The sequence below is a fragment of the Bacillus coreaensis genome (assembly GCF_050586445.1).
Taxonomy (GTDB): domain Bacteria; phylum Bacillota; class Bacilli; order Bacillales; family Cytobacillaceae; genus Robertmurraya_A; species Robertmurraya_A coreaensis.
This window is the reverse complement of record NZ_JBOCCY010000001.1, coordinates 438,254-457,375: the sequence shown is the minus strand read 5'-3', so window position 1 is coordinate 457,375 and position 19,122 is coordinate 438,254. Positions and strand designations below refer to the sequence as shown.

Here is a 19,122-nt window from a genome sequence, read left to right as displayed (position 1 = left end):
TTTTATGCCATCATAAATCCAATTGAAGCTAGGACAATTCCTAACCCGTAGCTCAATATCAAATATAGGACGAATGCTTTATGTTCTTTTGATTGCCAAAGCTGTATCAGTTCAAGTTTGAATGTAGAGAATGTAGTAAAAGCACCCATAAATCCAACTCCTAAAAAGGAGTAAACGTCCCCTCTTATCCCCTTACCTACCAACAAACCTAAAAGTAATGAACCTATTGCATTAATAAAGAGTGTACCAATAGGAATGGAAACGTTTATGTACTTTTTCGCAAGTAGACCAATAATATATCTAGCATTTGCTCCAATAAACCCACCTGCAGCGATTAGTATGAAATTCATTGAACAGCCACCCTTTTCTGCCCTATTTGGAAGCCGCCAAATGCACAGACAAGGCCACCTATCATACTTATAAATACATAACAAATAGCTAGAAGATATTGTCCCTCTTGTAAAAGCGAGCTAAGTTCCACACTTAAGGTAGAGAAAGTCGTAAAAGAACCAATTAACCCCGTCCCAATAGCAGCTGCTAAGTCATCAGGGAGCTTTTTTGATAGCAACAGTCTAGAAGTAAACCAACCAAGTGCAAATGCTCCTAACAAATTGGCAAGTAATGTTCCTAAAAATGGTAACCATTTTCCATTAATGGCTAACATATTGTAATAAATACTATATCTCAACACACTTCCAATGGAGCCACCGATACCTACAAATAATAACCTCATAATAATATTCACCCTATTAATTAGAAAAATGACAGATTAAAAGAAAATACTGTTAGCTACCCTGCTAACAGTATTATGTAGTCTGATGTTAAGCTTCTTTAAAATAATCCTTGTAATAGCCGCCGACTTTTCCACTATTATCTATAATAAAGTAAAATTCTTCTGTTTCATTTTTTACTTCGTACACATTTCCTGGTGTTAATTTATTATCTACAATATATTTTTCAGCTTTTGTGTGAACACAAGTTACCTTTTTTATTGTTTCTGACTCTGACCATTTTAGATGAATCACTACAGTCACTCCTTTTACATTATCTATCTTATTATAGAAAGGAAGTAACTACTTAGCAACTTTTTCTAAAAAATGCTTCTTTAAAGGCTTGATTCGAAAATTTCTTTTTGTCACTTTTCGAACTTTGTTTTCTTCAAAGGTAAAAAATTCACCTGTTAAGATATTTTTTAAAGTGATATAACTAATTTCACATATTGTATCTAATCTAATAAACTCTAGATAGTTGTATTGTCGATTATTATACACCAGCTCATAATAGCCATTTTCTCGATTCCCACTCATATTCTGACCCACTTTCTTAAGTTGGTGATATTAAGTGTTTACCACAATGGATACTCGTATTAAACCGATGTACAATAAAAAAGTTAACTATTGCTTGATTTTTTTAGACGATCAAGTTCTTTTAGTAGATATTGATAATACCTTTCACTCAATCTTCCTTTGGCCCCTCTAAGAATTTCGGTCGAATAATGGTCGGGGGGTGACACTTCGGGCATTTTGTTATACACATGGAATGTCAAAACATCCTTTAATATTTCTCCATCGATGTCCACATCTACAAAGGTAGGGCGATACCATCCTCCATAGAACCCCTCTCTACCAAATAAATACTCGACCCCTTCATATGGAGTTAAGTAAACTACCCCTTCGGTTTCACCACCATCTTCTACAATATCTGCTCTTCCGCCATCACTTACTCTGAAAAGATATTTCATGGAGTATCCCTTTAAAACGGCAGCACCGACGAGATTTTTAAAACAGTGATCTACCCCCGCTTTTCGGAATCGTTCATCATCCATACATGAACCATATGCAAAGTAATATACTTGTTCAGGACGATTTTTCATGAATCTATGTAACTTCCAATCTCCGTGGGTGATTTTTTCAGCCTTGCTTGATTCATCCACATTCACATACACGAGCGCTACTTTAGTGCCTTTATCAGTATGAACGGTAACATTTGTTCTGTCATACAAATTAGACTCTTTACCCTCTTCATAATCCTCCAATGCGTCAAGCTGAGGTAAAAGGTTTTTACTAACTTCATATAACTCTCCATGCACCTTACCGGAATCATTGAGTTCTAGTGTAGGATAACCGTTACCTGTATCAAAAAGCTCACCGTTTACCCATGCCTGTTCAGCGATACAAGTAGCTTCTCTGATTAATCTGTGATTCGTTTCATGTCTTCTTAATGTACCATAAACAAAAAGTGTAATCGTATCCATCCTTCTCCCCCATCGTACAAACTATTTACCATATTTTATCATGAAAAAAATCATTACGTGAAAATCCTGTAACAGAATATTAATAATTTTATGGCAGTAAATCTAGAGTTTTGGGTTTTCAAATGGATTAAAACCCGATACAATGATAAAAAGCTAGAAAATTCAGTCCATTTTAAGGAGGCTTGCAAATGAAGATTATGAGTAATGAAATGTTAGTTGTCTCGTATCGGAATGCATTGAAGTCAGGTGAGGATAAAGAATGGGCGAAGTTTTTGAAGAAGGAAATTGAGAAAAGAAATTTGAAACCGACAATTAAATCATAGGACACAACCACCGGCACCCAAGTGCCGGTGGTTTTATTTATCCTCGAAAATAAACAAGACGGGTTTCCCCGTCTATAACTGATTGATCATATTTAAGTAAAGTTGTTGCGGTGGTTGACTGGAGAGACGTTTCTCCTTTTGAGCTGATTCATTCATTTCTCTCATTTCAAGAGGAAAATCCACGTGACCACCTACAGGATAACCTTGAAGACCCTCACCTGATATAAACAATTCAATTCCATCCTCGGTAACAAAAAAGGCGTCTTCACTCAACATATACCGATGATGACATCTGCTTTTCGTTTGCATGAATTTCCCTCCACTTTTTGTTCTCAAACTTATTATATATTAAATGTTCTGAATATTCATATAGTAAATTTTAGGAAATTGTGAACAAAATTGTCGTTAATTTGTAAAAAAGATTGACACTTAGCGATTTACTGTAGTAAAGTTAGAAAAAATTAAATGTTTTGATTTCTTATCAAGAGAGGTCGAGGGTCTGGCCCTATGAAGCCTCAGCAACCATCAATTTTTTGAAAAGGTGCTAATTCCAGCAAGTATTTTACTTGGAAGATAAGAAGAATGGCTCATGTTGATAACAAAGTCTTCTTCTTAGAGAGAAGGCTTTTTTTTATTATTAGGATGTTGGGAGAGACTAAAATGTACAAAAATGAAACAAAGGTAGCGCAGATCGGAAACAGAAGTGAAACTCAAACTGGGACAGTAAACCCACCTGTATACTTTTCGACAGCTTATCGACACGAAGGAATAGGCCAATCAACTGGATTTGATTATATTCGAACAGGTAATCCAACAAGAAAACTTGTAGAGGCAGCAATTGCTGATTTAGAAGGCGGTGACCAAGGATTTGCCTGTAGTTCCGGAATGGCTGCAATCACTACCATTCTTGCACTCTTTGAATCTGGCGACGAATGGATTGTATCAAGAGATTTATACGGTGGAACCTATCGAATTCTAGAGCAAGGATTTAAAAAATGGGGACTTTCAAGTACGTATGTACAAACTCATGATGTGAGCATTATCGAACAGGCTATTACAGAAAAAACGAAAGCCATATTCATTGAAACACCAACCAATCCTCTAATGGAAGAAACGGATATTCAAGCGGTTGCTGAACTAGCGAAGAAATATAATATTTTATTAATTGTCGACAATACGTTTTACACTCCATTACTTCAAAGACCGATTGAGCTTGGAGCTGATATTGTCATTCATAGTGCTACCAAATACTTAGGTGGACATAATGATGTGCTAGCTGGCTTGATCGTCGGGAAAGGAAAAGAGGTTTGTGAACAGCTTGGATTCCACCACAACTCTATTGGAGCTGTTTTAAGTCCGTTTGACTCTTGGCTTCTTATTCGTGGGATGAAGACTTTAGCACTTAGAATGAAACAGCATGAAAAAAATGCAAGCGAACTTGCAAGCTTCTTAAAGAATCATGAAAATGTAGTAGATGTTCTTTACCCAGGCCGCGGCGGCATGCTATCCTTCCGAATAAAAAAAGAAGAGTGGGTTAATTCATTTTTACAAAATCTTAAGCTTATTACGTTTGCAGAAAGTCTTGGGGGTGTAGAAAGCTTCATTACATACCCAGCTACACAGACACACGCGGATATTCCGGAAGAAATTCGTTTTTCAATAGGCGTTTGTAATCGCCTGCTTCGTTTCTCTGTTGGTATTGAAGACGTGGAGGATTTAATTAAAGATATTGACCAAGCTCTTACTCGTTTAAGTTCGGAGGCATAAAAATGACAAAAGAACACAATTTCTCATTTGAAACAAAACTACTTCATAATGAACATAAATTTGATCCAACAAACGGTGCTGTTTCCGTTCCTATTCAACATGCATCCACCTTCCATCAGCATAGCGTCGATGAGTTTGGAAAATACGACTATGGTCGAAGTGCGAATCCAACTCGCGAAGCTTTTGAAACAGTCATTGCTAACCTTGAAGAAGGTACAAACGGATATGCCTTTTCATCAGGTATGGCAGCCATTTCGACTGCGTTTCTCCTTCTCTCTCAAGGAGATCATGTGGTGATCACAGAAGACGTGTATGGTGGGACCTACAGAATGGTGACGGAAGTTCTTTCGCGTTTTGGAATCGAGCACACATTTGTTGATATGACGGACCTCACAGAAGTTAAACAGGCGATTCGTCCGAATACAAAGGTTTTCTATGTAGAAACTCCTTCCAATCCCCTTTTAAAGGTGACAGATATCCGAGCCATTAGTGACATTGCTAAAAGTGTTGGAGCTTTAACCTTTGTTGACAATACATTTTTAACACCTGCTCTACAAAAGCCCTTACTTCTTGGTGCGGATGTGGTGCTTCATAGTGCCACGAAGTTCCTTTCTGGTCATAGTGATGTAGTTGCTGGTGCGATCGTTGTTAACGATCCTGATCTTGCTAAACAGATTGGATTTTTACAAAACTCATTTGGCGCTGTGTTAGGCGTTCAAGATGCGTGGTTAGTGTTACGAGGAATAAAGACCTTATCGGTTCGTATGGACTTCTCAATGAAATCTGCACTAAAAATAGCACACTTCTTGCAGGACCATCCTTCTGTGAAAAAAGTGTACTACCCTGGACTTACTGATCATCCACAGTACGAAATACAAAACGAACAATCAGAAGGGGCCGGAGCTGTTCTTTCGTTTGAACTCGAAAGTGAAGAAGCCGTAAAACAATTTGTTGAATTAACAGAGATCCCTGTATTTGCTGTTAGTTTAGGAGCAGTTGAATCGATCCTCTCTTACCCGGCGAAAATGTCCCATGCAGCAATGCCGATTGAACAACGCTTAAAAAGAGGAATCAGCCAAAGCCTGCTTCGCCTTTCTGTTGGCCTAGAACATCCAGATGATATCATTAAAGACTTCACGGCTGCTCTTGAAACGATAGCCGCGAATTGCCAAGGAGAGAAAGTAAGATGAGCCTTTTAGATAAACTTAAAAAAGACATTGTCATTGGTGATGGTGCAATGGGTACCCTTCTCTACTCTTATGGAACAGATACTTGTTTTGAAGAGTTAAACCTGTCGCATCCGGATGATATTTTTAACATCCATAAGGCCTATCTACGAGCAGGAGCGGATGTTATACAAACGAATACGTACGCTGCCAACTCTTTAAAGCTACAAAGATATGGTCTTGAGGACTCTGTTGAAAAAATTAATCGTGCTGCCGTAAAAGTTGCGAAGCAAGCCATTACAAATGAAAGCTTTGTTGTCGGGACCATTGGTGGTAACCGTGGTATTCGCCCCAACTCATTTTCTTTAGAGGAAATTGTCCAAAGCTTTTCACAGCAACTACATTACTTGCTGCTGGAAGATATTGATGGCCTATTACTTGAAACATACTACGATTTAGATGAAATTGAAGCAGTCCTATCCATTGCCAGAAAGGAAACCAATTTACCTATTATTGCTCAAGTTTCCATGCAGGTCCCTGGCATTATGCAAAATCGAACACCCATTAATGAAGCTCTCTTACGTTTAGAGAGTCTTGGTGCTGATGTGGTCGGTGTGAACTGTCGTCTTGGTCCCCATCATATGCTTGAAAGCTTGGAACAAGTTGAATTACCTAAAAAGGCTCTTCTATCAGCATATCCAAATGCTAGTCTTCCTACGTACACTGATGGGAAATTCCATTATGAAGGAGATGCGGATTATTTCCGAAAAAGTGCACAGGAATTCAGAGCTCAAGGTGTTCGTCTTTTAGGAGGATGCTGTGGCACAACTCCAGCCCATATTGAGGCATTTGCATCAGAACTAAAAGGAACTTCACCGGTGACGGAAAAGCAAGTTGAAGTAAAAAAAGAAGTGGTTCAAGTGAAAACTGTACAACCAAAACGCACGGAACGTCCTCTACAGGAAATTGTTAAAGAAAGATCATCAGTCATTGTTGAATTGGACCCGCCTCGAAAGCTGAACACAAAGAAATTTTTTGAAGGAGCACAAGCGCTTAAGGAAGCCGGTGTTGATGCTATTACATTAGCTGATAATTCACTAGCGTCTCCAAGAATTTGTAATACTAGCTTGGCTCAATTGACCAAAACAAATATCGGCTTACGACCACTTGTTCACATTACTTGTCGTGATCGAAATATTATTGGTCTTCAATCTCATCTGATGGGACTTCATACCCTAGGATTACATGATATATTAGCTATTACAGGCGACCCTGCTCGTGTCGGTGATTTTCCTGGTGCATCATCAGTATATGATGTCTCTTCTTTCGAACTCATTAGCATGATTAAGCAGTTTAATGAGGGCCTTTCCCCTACTGGTAAGGACTTAGGAGAAAAGGGCGTATTTTCGGTTGCTGCCGCGTTTAATCCAAATGTAAAATATATAGATAAAGCTGTTTTACGTATGGAAAAGAAAGCAAAGTATGGAGCAGATTACTTTATTACTCAACCAGTATATTCAGAGGAAAAACTATTAGAGATCTACCATGCAACTAGGCATATCAACCAACCTATTTACATTGGGTTAATGCCACTTACATCGAGTAAAAATGCGGAGTTTCTTCATAACGAAGTACCTGGAATAAAAATTTCTGATTCTATTAGAGAGTTAATGGCTACTTTAAAAGATGATCCTGTTCAGTCAGCTCAAGAAGGAATTGCTATTACTAAGTCCTTGATTGACGCAGCTTCTGAATTGTTTAATGGAATTTATTTAATTACTCCTTTTATGCGCTATGAAATGACCGCACAGCTCGCTACCTATACAAATACGATAAACAGCCAAGTGTTAAGGAGGAAGCTGAATGCAAACAGCATCGTTAAATGAACAACTTAATAAACGAATTCTCATCATGGATGGTGCGATGGGTACGATGCTCCAACAAGAAGCATTAACAGCTAAGGATTTTGGTGGAGAGGAGTATGAGGGTTGTAATGAAATCTTAAACCTCACTGCCCCTGATGTGATTGAAAAAATTCACCTTGAGTACTTACGCGCTGGAGCAGATATTATTGAAACCAATACTTTCGGTGCAACTAGTCTAGTATTAGATGAATACGATTTAGGCACTAAAGCGTATGAAATAAATGTGGTCGCTGCCAAGCTAGCAAGAAAGGCGTGTGATCAAATATCTACACCTGAGTGGCCACGCTTTGTCGCAGGGTCCCTTGGTCCTACAACCAAAACTTTAAGTGTAACAGGTGGAACAACCTTTTCTGCTTTAGTTGAAACATATGAGGAGCAGGTACTCGGTCTTCTAGACGGTAATGTAGATTTACTGCTTCTTGAAACCAGCCAGGACTTGTTAAATGTAAAAGCTGGATTTTTAGGAATTCAAAGAGCCTTCGACCTTCGTAACCGCAAGCTCCCTATTATGATTTCAGGAACGATCGAACCGATGGGAACAACACTTGCTGGTCAATCCATTGAAGCCTTTTATATTTCCATTCAACATATGAACCCTATAGCAGTTGGACTAAATTGTGCAACAGGACCTGAGTTCATGCAGGATCATATTCGTTCCCTTTCTTCCCTATCAAACTCTGCAATCAGTTGTTATCCTAACGCTGGTTTACCTGATGAAGAAGGTCATTATCATGAAACACCTGATTTGCTAGCAAAAAAGCTTGGTAACTTTGCTGCTGAAGGCTGGATTAATATTGTTGGAGGTTGCTGTGGTACAACCCCTGAACATATTAAAGCTATTTCTGATGAGATGAAAAAATACAAGCCTCGTCAACGAATTGAAAACCATACCCACATGGTGTCAGGCATAGAGCCATTTGTATACGATGATCCAACTCTACGACCAATCATGGTTGGGGAACGAACAAATGTTATCGGGTCTAGAAAATTTAAAAGATTGATTAGCGAAGGTAAGATTGAGGAAGCTTCAGAAATTGCTCGTGCACAAGTGAAAAACGGAGCTCACGTTATCGATATCTGCTTGGCGGATCCCGACCGAGACGAAATCGTTGATATGGAGAACTTTATTCAAGAAGTAGTTAAAAAGGTAAAGGTTCCTTTAGTTATCGATTCAACGGATGATAATGTGCTAGAAAAGGCACTTAGTTATTCTCAAGGAAAGGCCATCATCAACTCCATTAACCTGGAAGATGGCGAAGAAAAATTCGAATCGGTTTCCAAGCTCATTCACAAATACGGTGCCGCCATTGTTGTGGGGACCATTGACGAAAAAGGAATGGGTGTCACTGCCGAGAAGAAACTAGAGGTAGCGAAACGTTCTTATGATCTTCTAGTTAATAAATATGGTGTTCCTCCTCAGGATATTATTTTTGATCCGCTTGTCTTCCCTGTTGGTACCGGAGATGAACAATATATTGGATCTGCAAAAGCAACCGTTGACGGAATTCGAATGATTAAAGAGACGATGCCTGAAACTCAAACAATATTGGGAATCAGTAATGTATCCTTTGGTCTTCCACCTGTCGGCCGTGAAGTGTTGAACTCTGTTTTCCTTTATCACTGTACGGTTGCTGGATTGGATTACGCGATTGTTAATACAGAAAAACTCGAACGTTTTGCAAGTATTCCACCTGAGGAAGTAAAATTGGCTGAAGATCTTCTTTTCCATACTACAGATGAAACACTAGCTGTTTTTACAGATTTTTACCGAGAAAAGAAAAAAGAAGCCAAAAGCACGCTACCGGATATGACATTAGAGGAGAGACTCGCTTACTATATCGTTGAGGGCACAAAAGAAGGATTAATCCCTGACTTAGAGCTTGCTTTATCATCCTACCCTGCCCCACTAGATATCATTAATGGTCCATTAATGGATGGAATGAAGGAAGTAGGTCGCCTATTTAATGACAATCAATTGATCGTAGCTGAGGTACTTCAAAGTGCTGAAGTAATGAAAGCCTCCGTTTCCTTCTTAGAACCACATATGGAAGCTGGAGATACATCTGCATCAAAAGGGAAAGTAATTCTAGCTACTGTAAAAGGTGATGTTCATGATATCGGTAAAAACTTGGTGGATATTATCTTAAGCAATAATGGATATGATGTAGTTGACTTAGGTATAAAGGTAACCCCTACTACACTAATCGAATCAATAAAAAAGGAAAATCCCGACATTGTTGGATTATCAGGGTTACTAGTAAAGTCCGCTCAACAAATGGTTCTGACAGCTCAAGACATGAAGCAAGCAGGAATTAATGTTCCAATTTTAGTTGGTGGTGCAGCTTTATCTAGAAAATTTACTGACACGAAAATTTCTAAAGAGTACGATGGTTTAGTCTTGTACGCTAAGGATGCAATGAATGGCTTAAGTCTTGCCAACCAGCTCCAAGATGAAGAAGAGCTTAAAAAGCTAGAGATCGAGCATGCAGAAAAACAAGAGCGTTTATCTAGTGCAAGCATCGACACAAGTACTTCAACAGCTACAGCTACAGCCGTTAAGGTTCGCTCAAAAACAAAACGAGATTTTATCGTTCAAGTTCCAAAGGACGTTAAAAGACATATTTTACGACAGTACTCCCTTGCTCATATTGAACCATATATTAATGAACAAATGCTTATTGGTCATCATTTAGGGGTAAAAGGAACGATCGAAAAGCTATTAGCAGCTCAAGATGAAAAAGCGTGGAAAGTAAAAAATGTTGTTGATGAGCTCAAAGCAGATGCAAAACAAAAGGGTTGGATTAAACCCCAAGCAGTGTATCAGTTTTATCCTGCTCAATCAAAAGATGAGAGTATCTATATTTATAATCCTGAAAATCATTCAGAAATTATTGAAACCTTTACTTTCCCTCGTCAGGAATCAGAACCATTTTTGTGCTTAGCAGATTATGTTAAATCTGTTGAATCTGGTGAAATGGACTATGTCGGTTTCTTTGCAGTAACTGCAGGCACAGGGATTCGTCAGGTCGCAGAAGAATTAAAAAAGGCTGGAAAGTTTTTAGAAAATCATGCTCTTCAAGCTCTAGCGTTAGAGACTGCTGAAGGATTTGCAGAATTCATTCATCGCCTCATGCGTGACCAGTGGGGATTCCCAGATCCGGTTAGCATGACGATGAAGGATCGATTCTCGGCTAAATATACTGGTCAACGCTTCTCCTTCGGATACCCAGCTTGTCCAGAACTTGAAGATCAAACAAGACTATTCTCGCTTCTAAAGCCTGAGGAAATAGGCATTCAATTAACAGAAGGTTTTATGATGGAACCTGAAGCTTCTGTTACAGCGATGGTATTTTCACATCCAGAAGCCCGTTACTTCAATGTTTTAAGGTAATTGCTAGAGAGTGTTTAGCCTAACAAGCTAAACACTTTTTTGTTTTTTTCTCCCTATTTTTCTACTACAATAAAAGTAATGACAAAAAGAATAGGTGATTCAATGGATTTTTCAATTACTCCTTTAGGTGATGCTGCACTAATGGTTGAATTCCAAGCAACAGGGTTAAGTGAGAAGGCCAATGAATACGTTCACTCTGCGTATCATTTACTCTCAAAACGGCCAGTACCAGGAATGATCGCTTTAGTTCCCGCTTATACAACCTTAACGCTTCATTATGAGCCTTCTTACATAAATTCGGACTATCCTTATCAGCACATCAAAATTATCATCCAAGAATTACTGCGAAAAGGTTTTAAAACGGACAATAGACATGGAAATTGTTTTCTTATCCCAGTTTGCTATGAACCCCCTTTTTCTTTGGATTTAGCAGAGGTTGCGCAAGTAAACCATCTAGCCGAGGAAGAAGTTATTTATTTTCATACAAAGCAAATCTATCGCGTTAGCTTTCTCGGCTTTTCACCAGGGTTTCCTTTTTTAAGTGGACTACTTAAATCAATTGCTACCCCTAGAAAAGAAAATCCTAGAACCCTTGTGAAAGCTGGATCAATTGGTATTGCTGGTGAACAAACAGGAATTTACCCGACAGATAGTCCTGGTGGCTGGCAAATTATCGGTCAAACACCAATTCGGATTTATTATTCCGAAAAAAAGGAGCCCACGCTTTTTTCACCAGGCGATACGATCCGTTTTTACCCGATAACAGCTAAACAGTATTATCAACTGGAGGAATCTCATGAGTATAACTGTCCTTAAGCCTGGTCTCTTCACAACCATTCAAGATCTAGGTCGTACCCACTATCAAGCTTTGGGGATTGGCACTACAGGTGCGCTAGATCTTTCCTCTCATCGCCTTGCTAATTGGCTTGTGGGAAATGAAGATAACGAAGCAACGATTGAAATGACCCTTATTGGCCCTACTCTATTGTTCAAATGTGCAGCAGTCATTTCGATATGTGGAGCAGATCTATCCCCTTCATTAAATGGTACTAAAATAGACAATGGAAGAACTCTTCAGGTTTCAAATGGAGATATTCTCTCATTTTCCGCCATTCGTAATGGTAGTCGGGCGTATCTTGCTGTAAGAGGAGGTATCCATACTCCTTCCCAATTCGGGAGTAGAAGTACTGATACCAGATCACAAATTGGAGGCCACCATGGGAGACCATTAAAAGCAAAAGATCAATTATTGATTTCATCCAGTTATCTTTTACATCGGATACAATGGAAACTCTCCCCTGAATTACATAACCATGTGATGGAAAATAGAAAAGTACGATTTACAAAAGGAAAGCAATTCGATCTCTTTACTAGCGGTAGCCATCAAGCATTTATCTCGTCAGACTATCAAATCAATAAAGATTCAAACCGAATGGGAATCCGACTAAATGGACCTCCCCTTGATTTACAAACAAAACAGGAGCTTATTACTGAAGGAGTGGCACATGGCTCTATACAAGTTCCTCCAAATGGGCAGCCTATCATCCTTCTTTCAGATAGACAAACAACTGGAGGGTACCCGAAAATAGCACAAATCTCATCCGTAGACCTCCCCTATCTAGCACAAAAAAAACCAGGAGAAATGGTAAATTTTGAAGAAATCACCTTACAAGATTCTCAAAAATTATATGGTAGGATGAATCAACTTATGCGGGTGCAAAAGGCAATCATTAAAGAAAGATTAAAAGGAGTGATTCAATATGGAGGTTGATCTGAATTGTGATTTGGGCGAAAGCTTTGGTGTTTATAAACTTGGAAATGACCAAGAAATGATGAAATATATTACTTCGGCTAACATCGCATGCGGTTTTCATGCAGGCGACCCGATTACAATGAGAGATGCTGTACTAATGGCCTTAGCCAACGGGGTATCTATAGGAGCGCACCCAGGTTTAGCTGATTTGAGAGGATTTGGTCGGAGAAATATAACCATCTCTCCTAAGGATGCCTATCATGATGTAGTATATCAAATCGGTGCATTAGAAGCATTCGTCAAATCAGAGGGGGGATTATTACGACATGTAAAACCTCATGGAGCTTTATATAATTTATGCGCTGAAGATGTGGCACTTTCTGAAGCTGTTGCAGAAGCTGTTTACCGAGTAAATCCTTCTTTATATTTATATGGATTAAGCGGAAGTAAGTTAATTGAGGCTGGAAGGAAACTGGGTCTTAAAACCGTAAATGAGGTGTTTGCGGACCGAGCTTATATGGAAAATGGGACACTTGCTCCAAGACATATGGAAGGTGCCGTCATTAGCGACGAAAATACTTCTATCCAGCAAGTGCTTCAGCTAGTTCTTGAAAAGCGGGTAACAACTATTACGGGTAATGAAATCCCGATACAAGCAGACTCTATTTGCTTACATGGTGATGGGAATAAAGCCGTTGAAATGGCAAAATTCATTTCTTCTACGCTTAAAAACAAAGGAGTAATTTTAAGACCATCCTAATAAGAAAGAAAGAAGCGCCATTTATTGCTGCGCTTCTTTTAATCTGTTAGTGATTCCTTCAAAAGAAGAATTTCTTCCTCCGTTTTTGCGATCATCAATAATTGTGTATCCAATCTTTTTGATATATTATCAAAGTTTTTTTGATAACTAGCCTGCAATTTCGATAAAGTTTCCTCAATTGCTACGGTCACTTTTTCAAAGGGATGTTCCTCAATCTTTTGTAATAATTCCTTAATATCCCCTATATCAATTTGATTTACAGCTACACGATGCTCAATGCTATTCACTTTTTCAAGCGTTGCAAGTCTTGATTCAATAGAATCTAATTTTGAATTTACATTTATATTGATTTCATTTAAAAGCCGCACTAATTGCGTCATCTCACTCATGTACAAAACCCCTCAATGTTTTTTCTAATTGTATCATTTACAACATCAGAAAGGTGTTACAGAACTTCGTTTATTTCGTGTCAAAAAAACAAACATTTAAATTTTTAATTGACTACAAGCTCCACTTTTAATGTTTAGGATATTTTCCAACAACATGAATGGCTGAGATAATTTTTTTATTAATCCATTTTCGATTTTCTATTGTGTTAAGTGTTTCATAAACCATTTTTCTACCTTCTTCTGTCGTTACATAGTGACTAGGAAGGCTGTTTAAACTAAGTGCGATGATATCATTTCGACATTTGGAACATTTACAAAATATTTGATAATCAGGTCCAACCATACACATGGTGACTAAGGCGATTACTATTTCTTCCATAACATTTACGTAACTATTCATTTTTCCACTCCGCCTTATTAGGATAAAAATTGCCAAATTGAATGTATTCAGATACTCTATAGATACTTATTTTAACAGGAGATTCCTATGATTCGTATGATTGGCATTACAAAAGATTTTACCATAAAAGACATTAGTTTCCGTCATTTTAATCCAAATGACTGGATTTGGTATTGGATTGATTTCAATCAGCCAAGTGAAGAAGAAACGATTTTTTTAGAGAATCCCTTGCAATTTCACCCCCTCGCTATAGAAGATTGCATTAATAAACTTCAACGTCCTAAACTGGACTATTATGATCAGCACACCTTCTACGTTACACATCGCTTAGGTGAAGGGAGCCTTGAAAAGGAAGAAATTAACTTTTTTGTTGAAAAGCAATTTATTGTCACTTATCACCATTTACCATCACCAGAGATTGATCAAGTATGGGAGCGTTTAATTCATTCTCGTGAGATAAAAGACTGGAATCCATATTTAGTGTTCTACTACGTGCTTGATAAGATTGTTGACAATTATTTCCCCTTTTTATATGAAATCGAAGATACACTAAATGACATAGAAGATAATTCAAACCATTTATCAATGGAAAAGTTGCTTGATCAATTGTTTGAAACGAGACACCATTTATTGAGCCTGCGCCATACAATTATTCCTATGAGGGACCTTCTTTACCGAATGTTAAACTCTCACCGACTAGAAACCATTCAAGGAAAAAAGGAGTATTTTGCAGATATTTATGACCACTTGCTGAAACTATCTGAAATGATTGATGCAAACCGTGAAATAACTACTGATATACGCGATAGTTATATTTCGTATAACTCCCACCAAACCAATCGTGTAATGAAGGTACTTACAGTAATTACAACCATTTTCATGCCACTAACCTTTATAGCAGGCATTTACGGAATGAATTTTCAACATATGCCAGAACTCCGGTGGGAATACGGATACTTTCTTATACTTCTCATAATGGTTATTATTGGGGGAGGTATGTATATTTGGTTTAAAAAGAAGGGTTGGTTTCGATAAAAATGGAGCAAAATCCCCAGTAGTAGCTGGGGATTTCATTTTAGATGATTTTTTTATCATTTATATCATATTTTTCTTTTAACCATGGAGGAGCTGTTTTGATTAGTCTTTGTAGGATGAATGTTGTAAATAATAAATCATCCGTAAACCCAAAAATAGCAAATATATCTGGTATCACATCAATTGGCAATAAAAGATATCCAATAATAAGTGCTATTGGCCAGGCCTTATGTTTTAGTGATACGTCTCGTGCAAAATAAAACTCTCTTATGAAGGGTAAGAATCTCCAAAATTTAACGACAAATGCTACTCTTCTCCAAGCTTTTTTCATGCTCGATTCCCCTTCCTGAAGCTTTTACTGAATATGGATTAGATCTTGATCCTCACTCTTAACCCCTGCATCAAATATCATCTTAGTTTTAAATCGATACTTGATTGTTGATGACGATTTTTCAAGTTTTTCTGGCAAGGTAAATCGAAAATTCAATTGATTTTGTTCTTGTGATTCAATCATTTGTGTAGTATAGATTGTTGAACTTTCAATAATTACTTCTTTATCTTCCTCTTCATTTTTCATTACTAAATCACATTCAATTCTTCTTAACTGTTGCTCAATCGTTCCTCCTTGAATATGAAAATGGCCTGTGACACACTCCCCTGGTTGAAATTTTGTATGATCTAGCTTTAAGTCTATAGTAGCTGATCCAATTCCTAATAATGACATATACTTTCTCAAAATCATATGTTCCCAATCCCCTCAATATTTTTTAGTTACCCTTATCCTTATCCTATTATCAATAAAATAAAAATGGTCCTTACCCAGAAGGTAAAGACCATAAATAAAGACCTTTACCATATGGTAAAGGTCTTGCTAACAACAAGTAATAAGTGTTGCCAACAAAGCCGAGAGTTTCCTCCGAAGTGACGACTTTGCTGTAAAAGCTACTCCCCTTTAGGAGATGATATAAAATTTATATACTAATTTTATGTTGTTTCCCTTAAATTTGTCAATCTTTTTATAATGGAATTTCTAAAACAATCTTTGTCCCTTTACCAGGAGAGGAATGAATATGAACTTCCCCTTTTACCGCACGAGCACGTTCCTCCATACTAAATAACCCTACTCCCCTTTTAACGTTTGACAGATCAAACCCTTGACCATTATCTTCTATGATCACGCGAACCTCTTGTTCGCTCTCTCGAATAATGATGGAAACTTGCTCAGCATTTGCATATTTTTGAATATTAATTAATGCTTCCTGTAGAATACGATAAATAGTAATTTCCTTGTTTGATGAAAGCCGCTGTTGTAAAAAGCAATCAAATTGAACATCAATCTGATAATTCTCTGAAAAACGGGTTAAATAGGAACGGATCGCAGGTAAAAGACCAAGATCATCGAGAACAGACGGTCTTAATTCTTGGGATATTTTTCTAACTTCTTCAATAAGTACCGTAGCTTCTTTCTGGAGCATATCAAGTAAGGGATGCTTTAGTTGTGATTGTAAAATATTTATTGAAATCAAATGACTATACAGGTTTTGACCGATTCCATCATGTAGATTTCTTGAAAGCCTTTTTCTTTCGTCTTCTTGTACCTCAATGATTTTTGTCATCATACTTTGTAGCTCTTCTTCTACTTTTTTTCTTTCTGTTACCTCATGACGAATCGCCAAATACTGATACGGTTTTCCATTTGAATCCAAAAACGGAACAATTGTTGTATCAACCCAATAATATGTACCATCTTTTGCACGATTTTTTATTTCACCATTCCATACTTGGCCAGATGATATGGTCATCCAAAGGTCTTTGAAGAAAATCTTTGGATGAAAGCTTGAGTTAATAATTCGATGATCCGATCCGATCAGTTCTTCTCTTGAGTATTTAGAGATCTGAGAGAACTTATCATTTACATATGTAATTCGACCTTTTTCATCTGTAATAGCTACAATAGATGAGGCATCTAGGGCAAATTTGAAATCCTTTAATTCTTGAACAGATTTTTGTAACTCTTCGGATAGTTCGTTAAGAGGATTAGGTGAGTGGTGATTTACGTTGATGATCCTCGATTGATCCTTCAACTCTATAGCCTCCCTCTAAGATTCTTTTACAATTTTTCAAACGATAGAAATTTTTTTATATCCGCTGCAGCTTTCTCAACTAACTTTTTTTCATCATCACTAATGAAAGTTTCCGATCTAAACCCCACAAGCAATACACCTTTAGGTATGCCATTAATGAGTATTGGTACAGCGTACGCATAGAGAAGTTTTTCTGCTAACAGGATGGGATACTCTAATGCTTTCCCTAGGATATTCTGAGGAAAATACTTAATCTCCATCGGTCTACCAGTAGATATCACTCTACCTGCAATTCCTTTTCCATACCTTAGGGTGATTCTCTCATATTTATCATTGCTATTACCGGAAGCAAATTTCCAGCCAATATTAGGTCCTTTACTCTCTTGAAAGGCTAGACCGACAAAGTCACATTCAATCGTTCCTTTAAGCTGTTCACAAGCCTGTTTCATGTATGTCTGATTGTACAAGTTATCCATAACCATTGAATACATCCTTTACATGCCATAGCCGAGCAAGCCTTTTTTAAGTGCAAATGCAACTAGCTCAGGTCTAGTTTTCATTTGAAGCTTCTCCATAAGATTTCCCTTATGTGTTTCAACTGTTTTAACAGAAATGACCAGCTTTTCAGCAATTTCTTTATTAGCATAGCCTTTTGCAATTAAAGTTAAGACTTCTCTTTCTCTATCAGATAGAAGACTAAAAGTATCTTGATTACCTTGTTTCACACTGTCAATATACTCTTCCATTAGCCTTTTTGTAGCAGATGGGTGAAGGTAAGCATCACCTTTTGCAACCATTTTTATGGCACCTAACAATTCATCATGAGGTGCGCTTTTCAAAATACATCCTGATGCACCCGCTTGAATCGCTCGAAATAAATACTCTTCATCATCATGCATCGTTAAAATAAGAATTTGGACATTTGGCATCAACTTTTTAAGCTCTGATGTAGCTGATAACCCATCCTTGCCATGTGGCATGCTTAAGTCCATTACAACTACATCTGGCTTTAGCTCCTGGGCTAACTGAATACCTTCGTTCCCTTCTGACGCCTCCCCCACTACTTCCATCTCTGGATGGTTACTTAATAACATTTTCAATCCCATTCTAACGACAGCATGATCATCACATAAAATAATTTTTATCAAGGTAAGCCCCCCTATGACTTCTAAAAAGGAACATCATCCTTATATTCTTTTATTATAGCGGTAAAAGAACATCAATTGTAGTCCCTACCCCTATTTCAGAAGTGATCACGCATTGGCCCCCAACTAAATTCATACGTTCTTTCATTGCAGCCAAACCACTAGAACGTTGCATTTCATTTTCCACGATAAAACCATTACCATTGTCCTTAATTGTCATGTTTAATTTGTTTTCAACAAATAAGAAATCTAGCTGTACAAAATGAGTGTCCGCATATTTTGCTACATTCCCTAACGCCTCTTGACATACTCGAAAAAGGGTTATTTTTTGGGTTTCTGTTAAATTCGGTTCCTGTCCCTCAATATCAAGATCGACTAATATACCGTATGTCGACGTATACATCCGTAAATAGCTTTTCATTGCTGGTACTAACCCAAGTGTTGTTAACGTGGGAGGATGAAGTTCAACTGACAAAAGCCGAATTTCCTGAATCGTCTTTTCAAGTAATTGACTCATTTCATTCACATATGATTTCATATTTGAACTGTTTATCGCCTGTTCAATAAATTGGAGACCTGTATACATACTATAGAGAGTTTGCCCAACACCTTCATGAAGCTCAAGTGCGATACGTTTAATTTCTTCTTCTTGGGATTGGATAATGTATGAGCTAATTTGATTTTGAGTCGGTGAATTTTTCATAAGGAACCTCCCCGTAACCTATAAATA

General features: G+C 37.6%; 23 protein-coding genes and 1 riboswitch. Of the genes, 9 read left to right on the top strand and 14 right to left on the bottom strand.

Translation table 11 applies throughout. The features are described 5' to 3' along the window. Positions 1 to 2: 2 nt before the first annotated feature. From crcB (ACQ5H4_RS02410) to ACQ5H4_RS02390, 5 genes are all read right to left on the bottom strand, one after another. On the bottom strand, positions 3 to 350 hold the full coding sequence (gene crcB / locus ACQ5H4_RS02410) for a fluoride efflux transporter CrcB (protein WP_430773388.1): 348 nt from the start codon (positions 348 to 350) through the stop codon (positions 3 to 5). Then, positions 347 to 733 (bottom strand): fluoride efflux transporter CrcB, encoded by a 387-nt coding sequence (crcB, locus tag ACQ5H4_RS02405; protein ID WP_430773387.1) that lies wholly within the window; start codon positions 731 to 733, stop codon positions 347 to 349. Before crcB (ACQ5H4_RS02405) ends, crcB (ACQ5H4_RS02410) begins: the two co-directional genes overlap by 4 nt. A gap of 88 nt (positions 734 to 821) precedes the next feature. Then, positions 822 to 1,025: a DUF6501 family protein gene (locus ACQ5H4_RS02400; RefSeq protein ID WP_119708680.1), complete on the bottom strand. Its 204-nt coding sequence runs from the start codon at positions 1,023 to 1,025 to the stop codon at positions 822 to 824. A gap of 48 nt (positions 1,026 to 1,073) precedes the next feature. Next, positions 1,074 to 1,307 carry a hypothetical protein gene (locus ACQ5H4_RS02395; RefSeq protein ID WP_430773386.1) on the bottom strand — a complete coding sequence of 78 codons (234 nt, stop codon included), beginning with the start codon at positions 1,305 to 1,307 and terminating at the stop codon, positions 1,074 to 1,076. Between the two features lie 83 nt (positions 1,308 to 1,390). Next, the gene (locus tag ACQ5H4_RS02390) at positions 1,391 to 2,254 is read right to left on the bottom strand and encodes a gamma-glutamylcyclotransferase family protein (RefSeq protein WP_430773385.1); all 864 of its coding nucleotides are present in this window, start codon (positions 2,252 to 2,254) and stop codon (positions 1,391 to 1,393) included. Positions 2,255 to 2,442: 188 nt separating this feature from the next. On the opposite strand from ACQ5H4_RS02390, the gene sda reads away from it, so the two are divergent. Continuing rightward, positions 2,443 to 2,577 carry a sporulation histidine kinase inhibitor Sda gene (sda, locus tag ACQ5H4_RS02385; RefSeq protein WP_430773384.1) on the top strand — a complete coding sequence of 45 codons (135 nt, stop codon included), beginning with the start codon at positions 2,443 to 2,445 and terminating at the stop codon, positions 2,575 to 2,577. A gap of 72 nt (positions 2,578 to 2,649) precedes the next feature. Here the strand turns inward: sda and ACQ5H4_RS02380 are convergent, their stop codons facing one another. Further along, positions 2,650 to 2,886 carry a hypothetical protein gene (locus tag ACQ5H4_RS02380; RefSeq protein WP_430773383.1) on the bottom strand — a complete coding sequence of 79 codons (237 nt, stop codon included), beginning with the start codon at positions 2,884 to 2,886 and terminating at the stop codon, positions 2,650 to 2,652. Positions 2,887 to 3,052: 166 nt separating this feature from the next. Then, positions 3,053 to 3,157: riboswitch (SAM riboswitch) on the top strand. A gap of 80 nt (positions 3,158 to 3,237) precedes the next feature. On the opposite strand from ACQ5H4_RS02380, the gene ACQ5H4_RS02375 reads away from it, so the two are divergent. The 7 genes from ACQ5H4_RS02375 to ACQ5H4_RS02345 all read left to right on the top strand — a co-directional run bounded on the left by ACQ5H4_RS02375 (position 3,238) and on the right by ACQ5H4_RS02345 (position 13,339). Next, positions 3,238 to 4,344 (top strand): methionine biosynthesis PLP-dependent protein, encoded by a 1,107-nt coding sequence (locus tag ACQ5H4_RS02375; RefSeq protein ID WP_430773381.1) that lies wholly within the window; start codon positions 3,238 to 3,240, stop codon positions 4,342 to 4,344. A 2-nt stretch (positions 4,345 to 4,346) separates the two neighbouring features. Next, positions 4,347 to 5,534, top strand: coding sequence for a cystathionine beta-lyase (gene metC, locus ACQ5H4_RS02370; RefSeq protein ID WP_430773380.1), 1,188 nt, complete (start codon positions 4,347 to 4,349; stop codon positions 5,532 to 5,534). Beyond that, positions 5,531 to 7,396 carry a bifunctional homocysteine S-methyltransferase/methylenetetrahydrofolate reductase gene (locus ACQ5H4_RS02365; protein ID WP_430773379.1) on the top strand — a complete coding sequence of 622 codons (1,866 nt, stop codon included), beginning with the start codon at positions 5,531 to 5,533 and terminating at the stop codon, positions 7,394 to 7,396. The genes metC and ACQ5H4_RS02365 overlap by 4 nt, the downstream gene beginning before the upstream one ends. Next, entirely contained in the window at positions 7,374 to 10,826 is a 3,453-nt protein-coding gene (gene metH, locus ACQ5H4_RS02360; RefSeq protein ID WP_430773378.1) for a methionine synthase, read from the top strand. The genes ACQ5H4_RS02365 and metH overlap by 23 nt, the downstream gene beginning before the upstream one ends. A gap of 102 nt (positions 10,827 to 10,928) precedes the next feature. Further along, complete coding sequence (pxpB, locus tag ACQ5H4_RS02355; RefSeq protein ID WP_430773377.1) at positions 10,929 to 11,642, top strand: 5-oxoprolinase subunit PxpB; 714 nt, start codon at positions 10,929 to 10,931, stop codon at positions 11,640 to 11,642. After that, the gene (locus tag ACQ5H4_RS02350) at positions 11,623 to 12,597 is read left to right on the top strand and encodes a 5-oxoprolinase subunit C family protein (protein WP_430773376.1); all 975 of its coding nucleotides are present in this window, start codon (positions 11,623 to 11,625) and stop codon (positions 12,595 to 12,597) included. Before pxpB ends, ACQ5H4_RS02350 begins: the two co-directional genes overlap by 20 nt. Next, positions 12,587 to 13,339, top strand: a complete 753-nt coding sequence (locus ACQ5H4_RS02345; protein WP_430773375.1) for a LamB/YcsF family protein — start codon at positions 12,587 to 12,589, stop codon at positions 13,337 to 13,339. Before ACQ5H4_RS02350 ends, ACQ5H4_RS02345 begins: the two co-directional genes overlap by 11 nt. Positions 13,340 to 13,377: 38 nt before the next feature. Here ACQ5H4_RS02345 and ACQ5H4_RS02340 read toward each other — a convergent pair whose 3' ends face one another. Together ACQ5H4_RS02340 and ACQ5H4_RS02335 are read right to left on the bottom strand one after the other, a co-directional pair. Then, positions 13,378 to 13,728 (bottom strand): hypothetical protein, encoded by a 351-nt coding sequence (locus ACQ5H4_RS02340; RefSeq protein WP_430773374.1) that lies wholly within the window; start codon positions 13,726 to 13,728, stop codon positions 13,378 to 13,380. 127 nt (positions 13,729 to 13,855) lie between these two features. Continuing rightward, entirely contained in the window at positions 13,856 to 14,128 is a 273-nt protein-coding gene (locus ACQ5H4_RS02335) for a late competence development ComFB family protein (RefSeq protein ID WP_430773373.1), read from the bottom strand. Between the two features lie 87 nt (positions 14,129 to 14,215). On the opposite strand from ACQ5H4_RS02335, the gene corA reads away from it, so the two are divergent. Next, positions 14,216 to 15,163, top strand: a complete 948-nt coding sequence (gene corA / locus ACQ5H4_RS02330) for a magnesium/cobalt transporter CorA (protein WP_430773372.1) — start codon at positions 14,216 to 14,218, stop codon at positions 15,161 to 15,163. Between the two features lie 40 nt (positions 15,164 to 15,203). Here the strand turns inward: corA and ACQ5H4_RS02325 are convergent, their stop codons facing one another. The 6 genes from ACQ5H4_RS02325 to ACQ5H4_RS02300 form a co-directional block, all read right to left on the bottom strand. Beyond that, the gene (locus ACQ5H4_RS02325; protein WP_430773371.1) at positions 15,204 to 15,494 is read right to left on the bottom strand and encodes a YkvA family protein; all 291 of its coding nucleotides are present in this window, start codon (positions 15,492 to 15,494) and stop codon (positions 15,204 to 15,206) included. A gap of 24 nt (positions 15,495 to 15,518) precedes the next feature. Then, a complete protein-coding gene (locus ACQ5H4_RS02320) occupies positions 15,519 to 15,905 on the bottom strand; it encodes a sporulation protein (RefSeq protein ID WP_430773370.1) in 387 nt (128 codons plus the stop codon). A 274-nt stretch (positions 15,906 to 16,179) separates the two neighbouring features. Continuing rightward, positions 16,180 to 17,247: a PAS domain-containing sensor histidine kinase gene (locus ACQ5H4_RS02315; protein WP_430773369.1), complete on the bottom strand. Its 1,068-nt coding sequence runs from the start codon at positions 17,245 to 17,247 to the stop codon at positions 16,180 to 16,182. A 26-nt stretch (positions 17,248 to 17,273) separates the two neighbouring features. Next, on the bottom strand, positions 17,274 to 17,729 hold the full coding sequence (locus tag ACQ5H4_RS02310; RefSeq protein ID WP_430773368.1) for a GAF domain-containing protein: 456 nt from the start codon (positions 17,727 to 17,729) through the stop codon (positions 17,274 to 17,276). Between the two features lie 12 nt (positions 17,730 to 17,741). Continuing rightward, positions 17,742 to 18,395, bottom strand: a complete 654-nt coding sequence (locus ACQ5H4_RS02305) for a response regulator (protein WP_119708697.1) — start codon at positions 18,393 to 18,395, stop codon at positions 17,742 to 17,744. Positions 18,396 to 18,447: 52 nt separating this feature from the next. After that, on the bottom strand, positions 18,448 to 19,095 hold the full coding sequence (locus tag ACQ5H4_RS02300; protein WP_430773367.1) for a sensor histidine kinase: 648 nt from the start codon (positions 19,093 to 19,095) through the stop codon (positions 18,448 to 18,450). Positions 19,096 to 19,122: the final 27 nt, after the last annotated feature.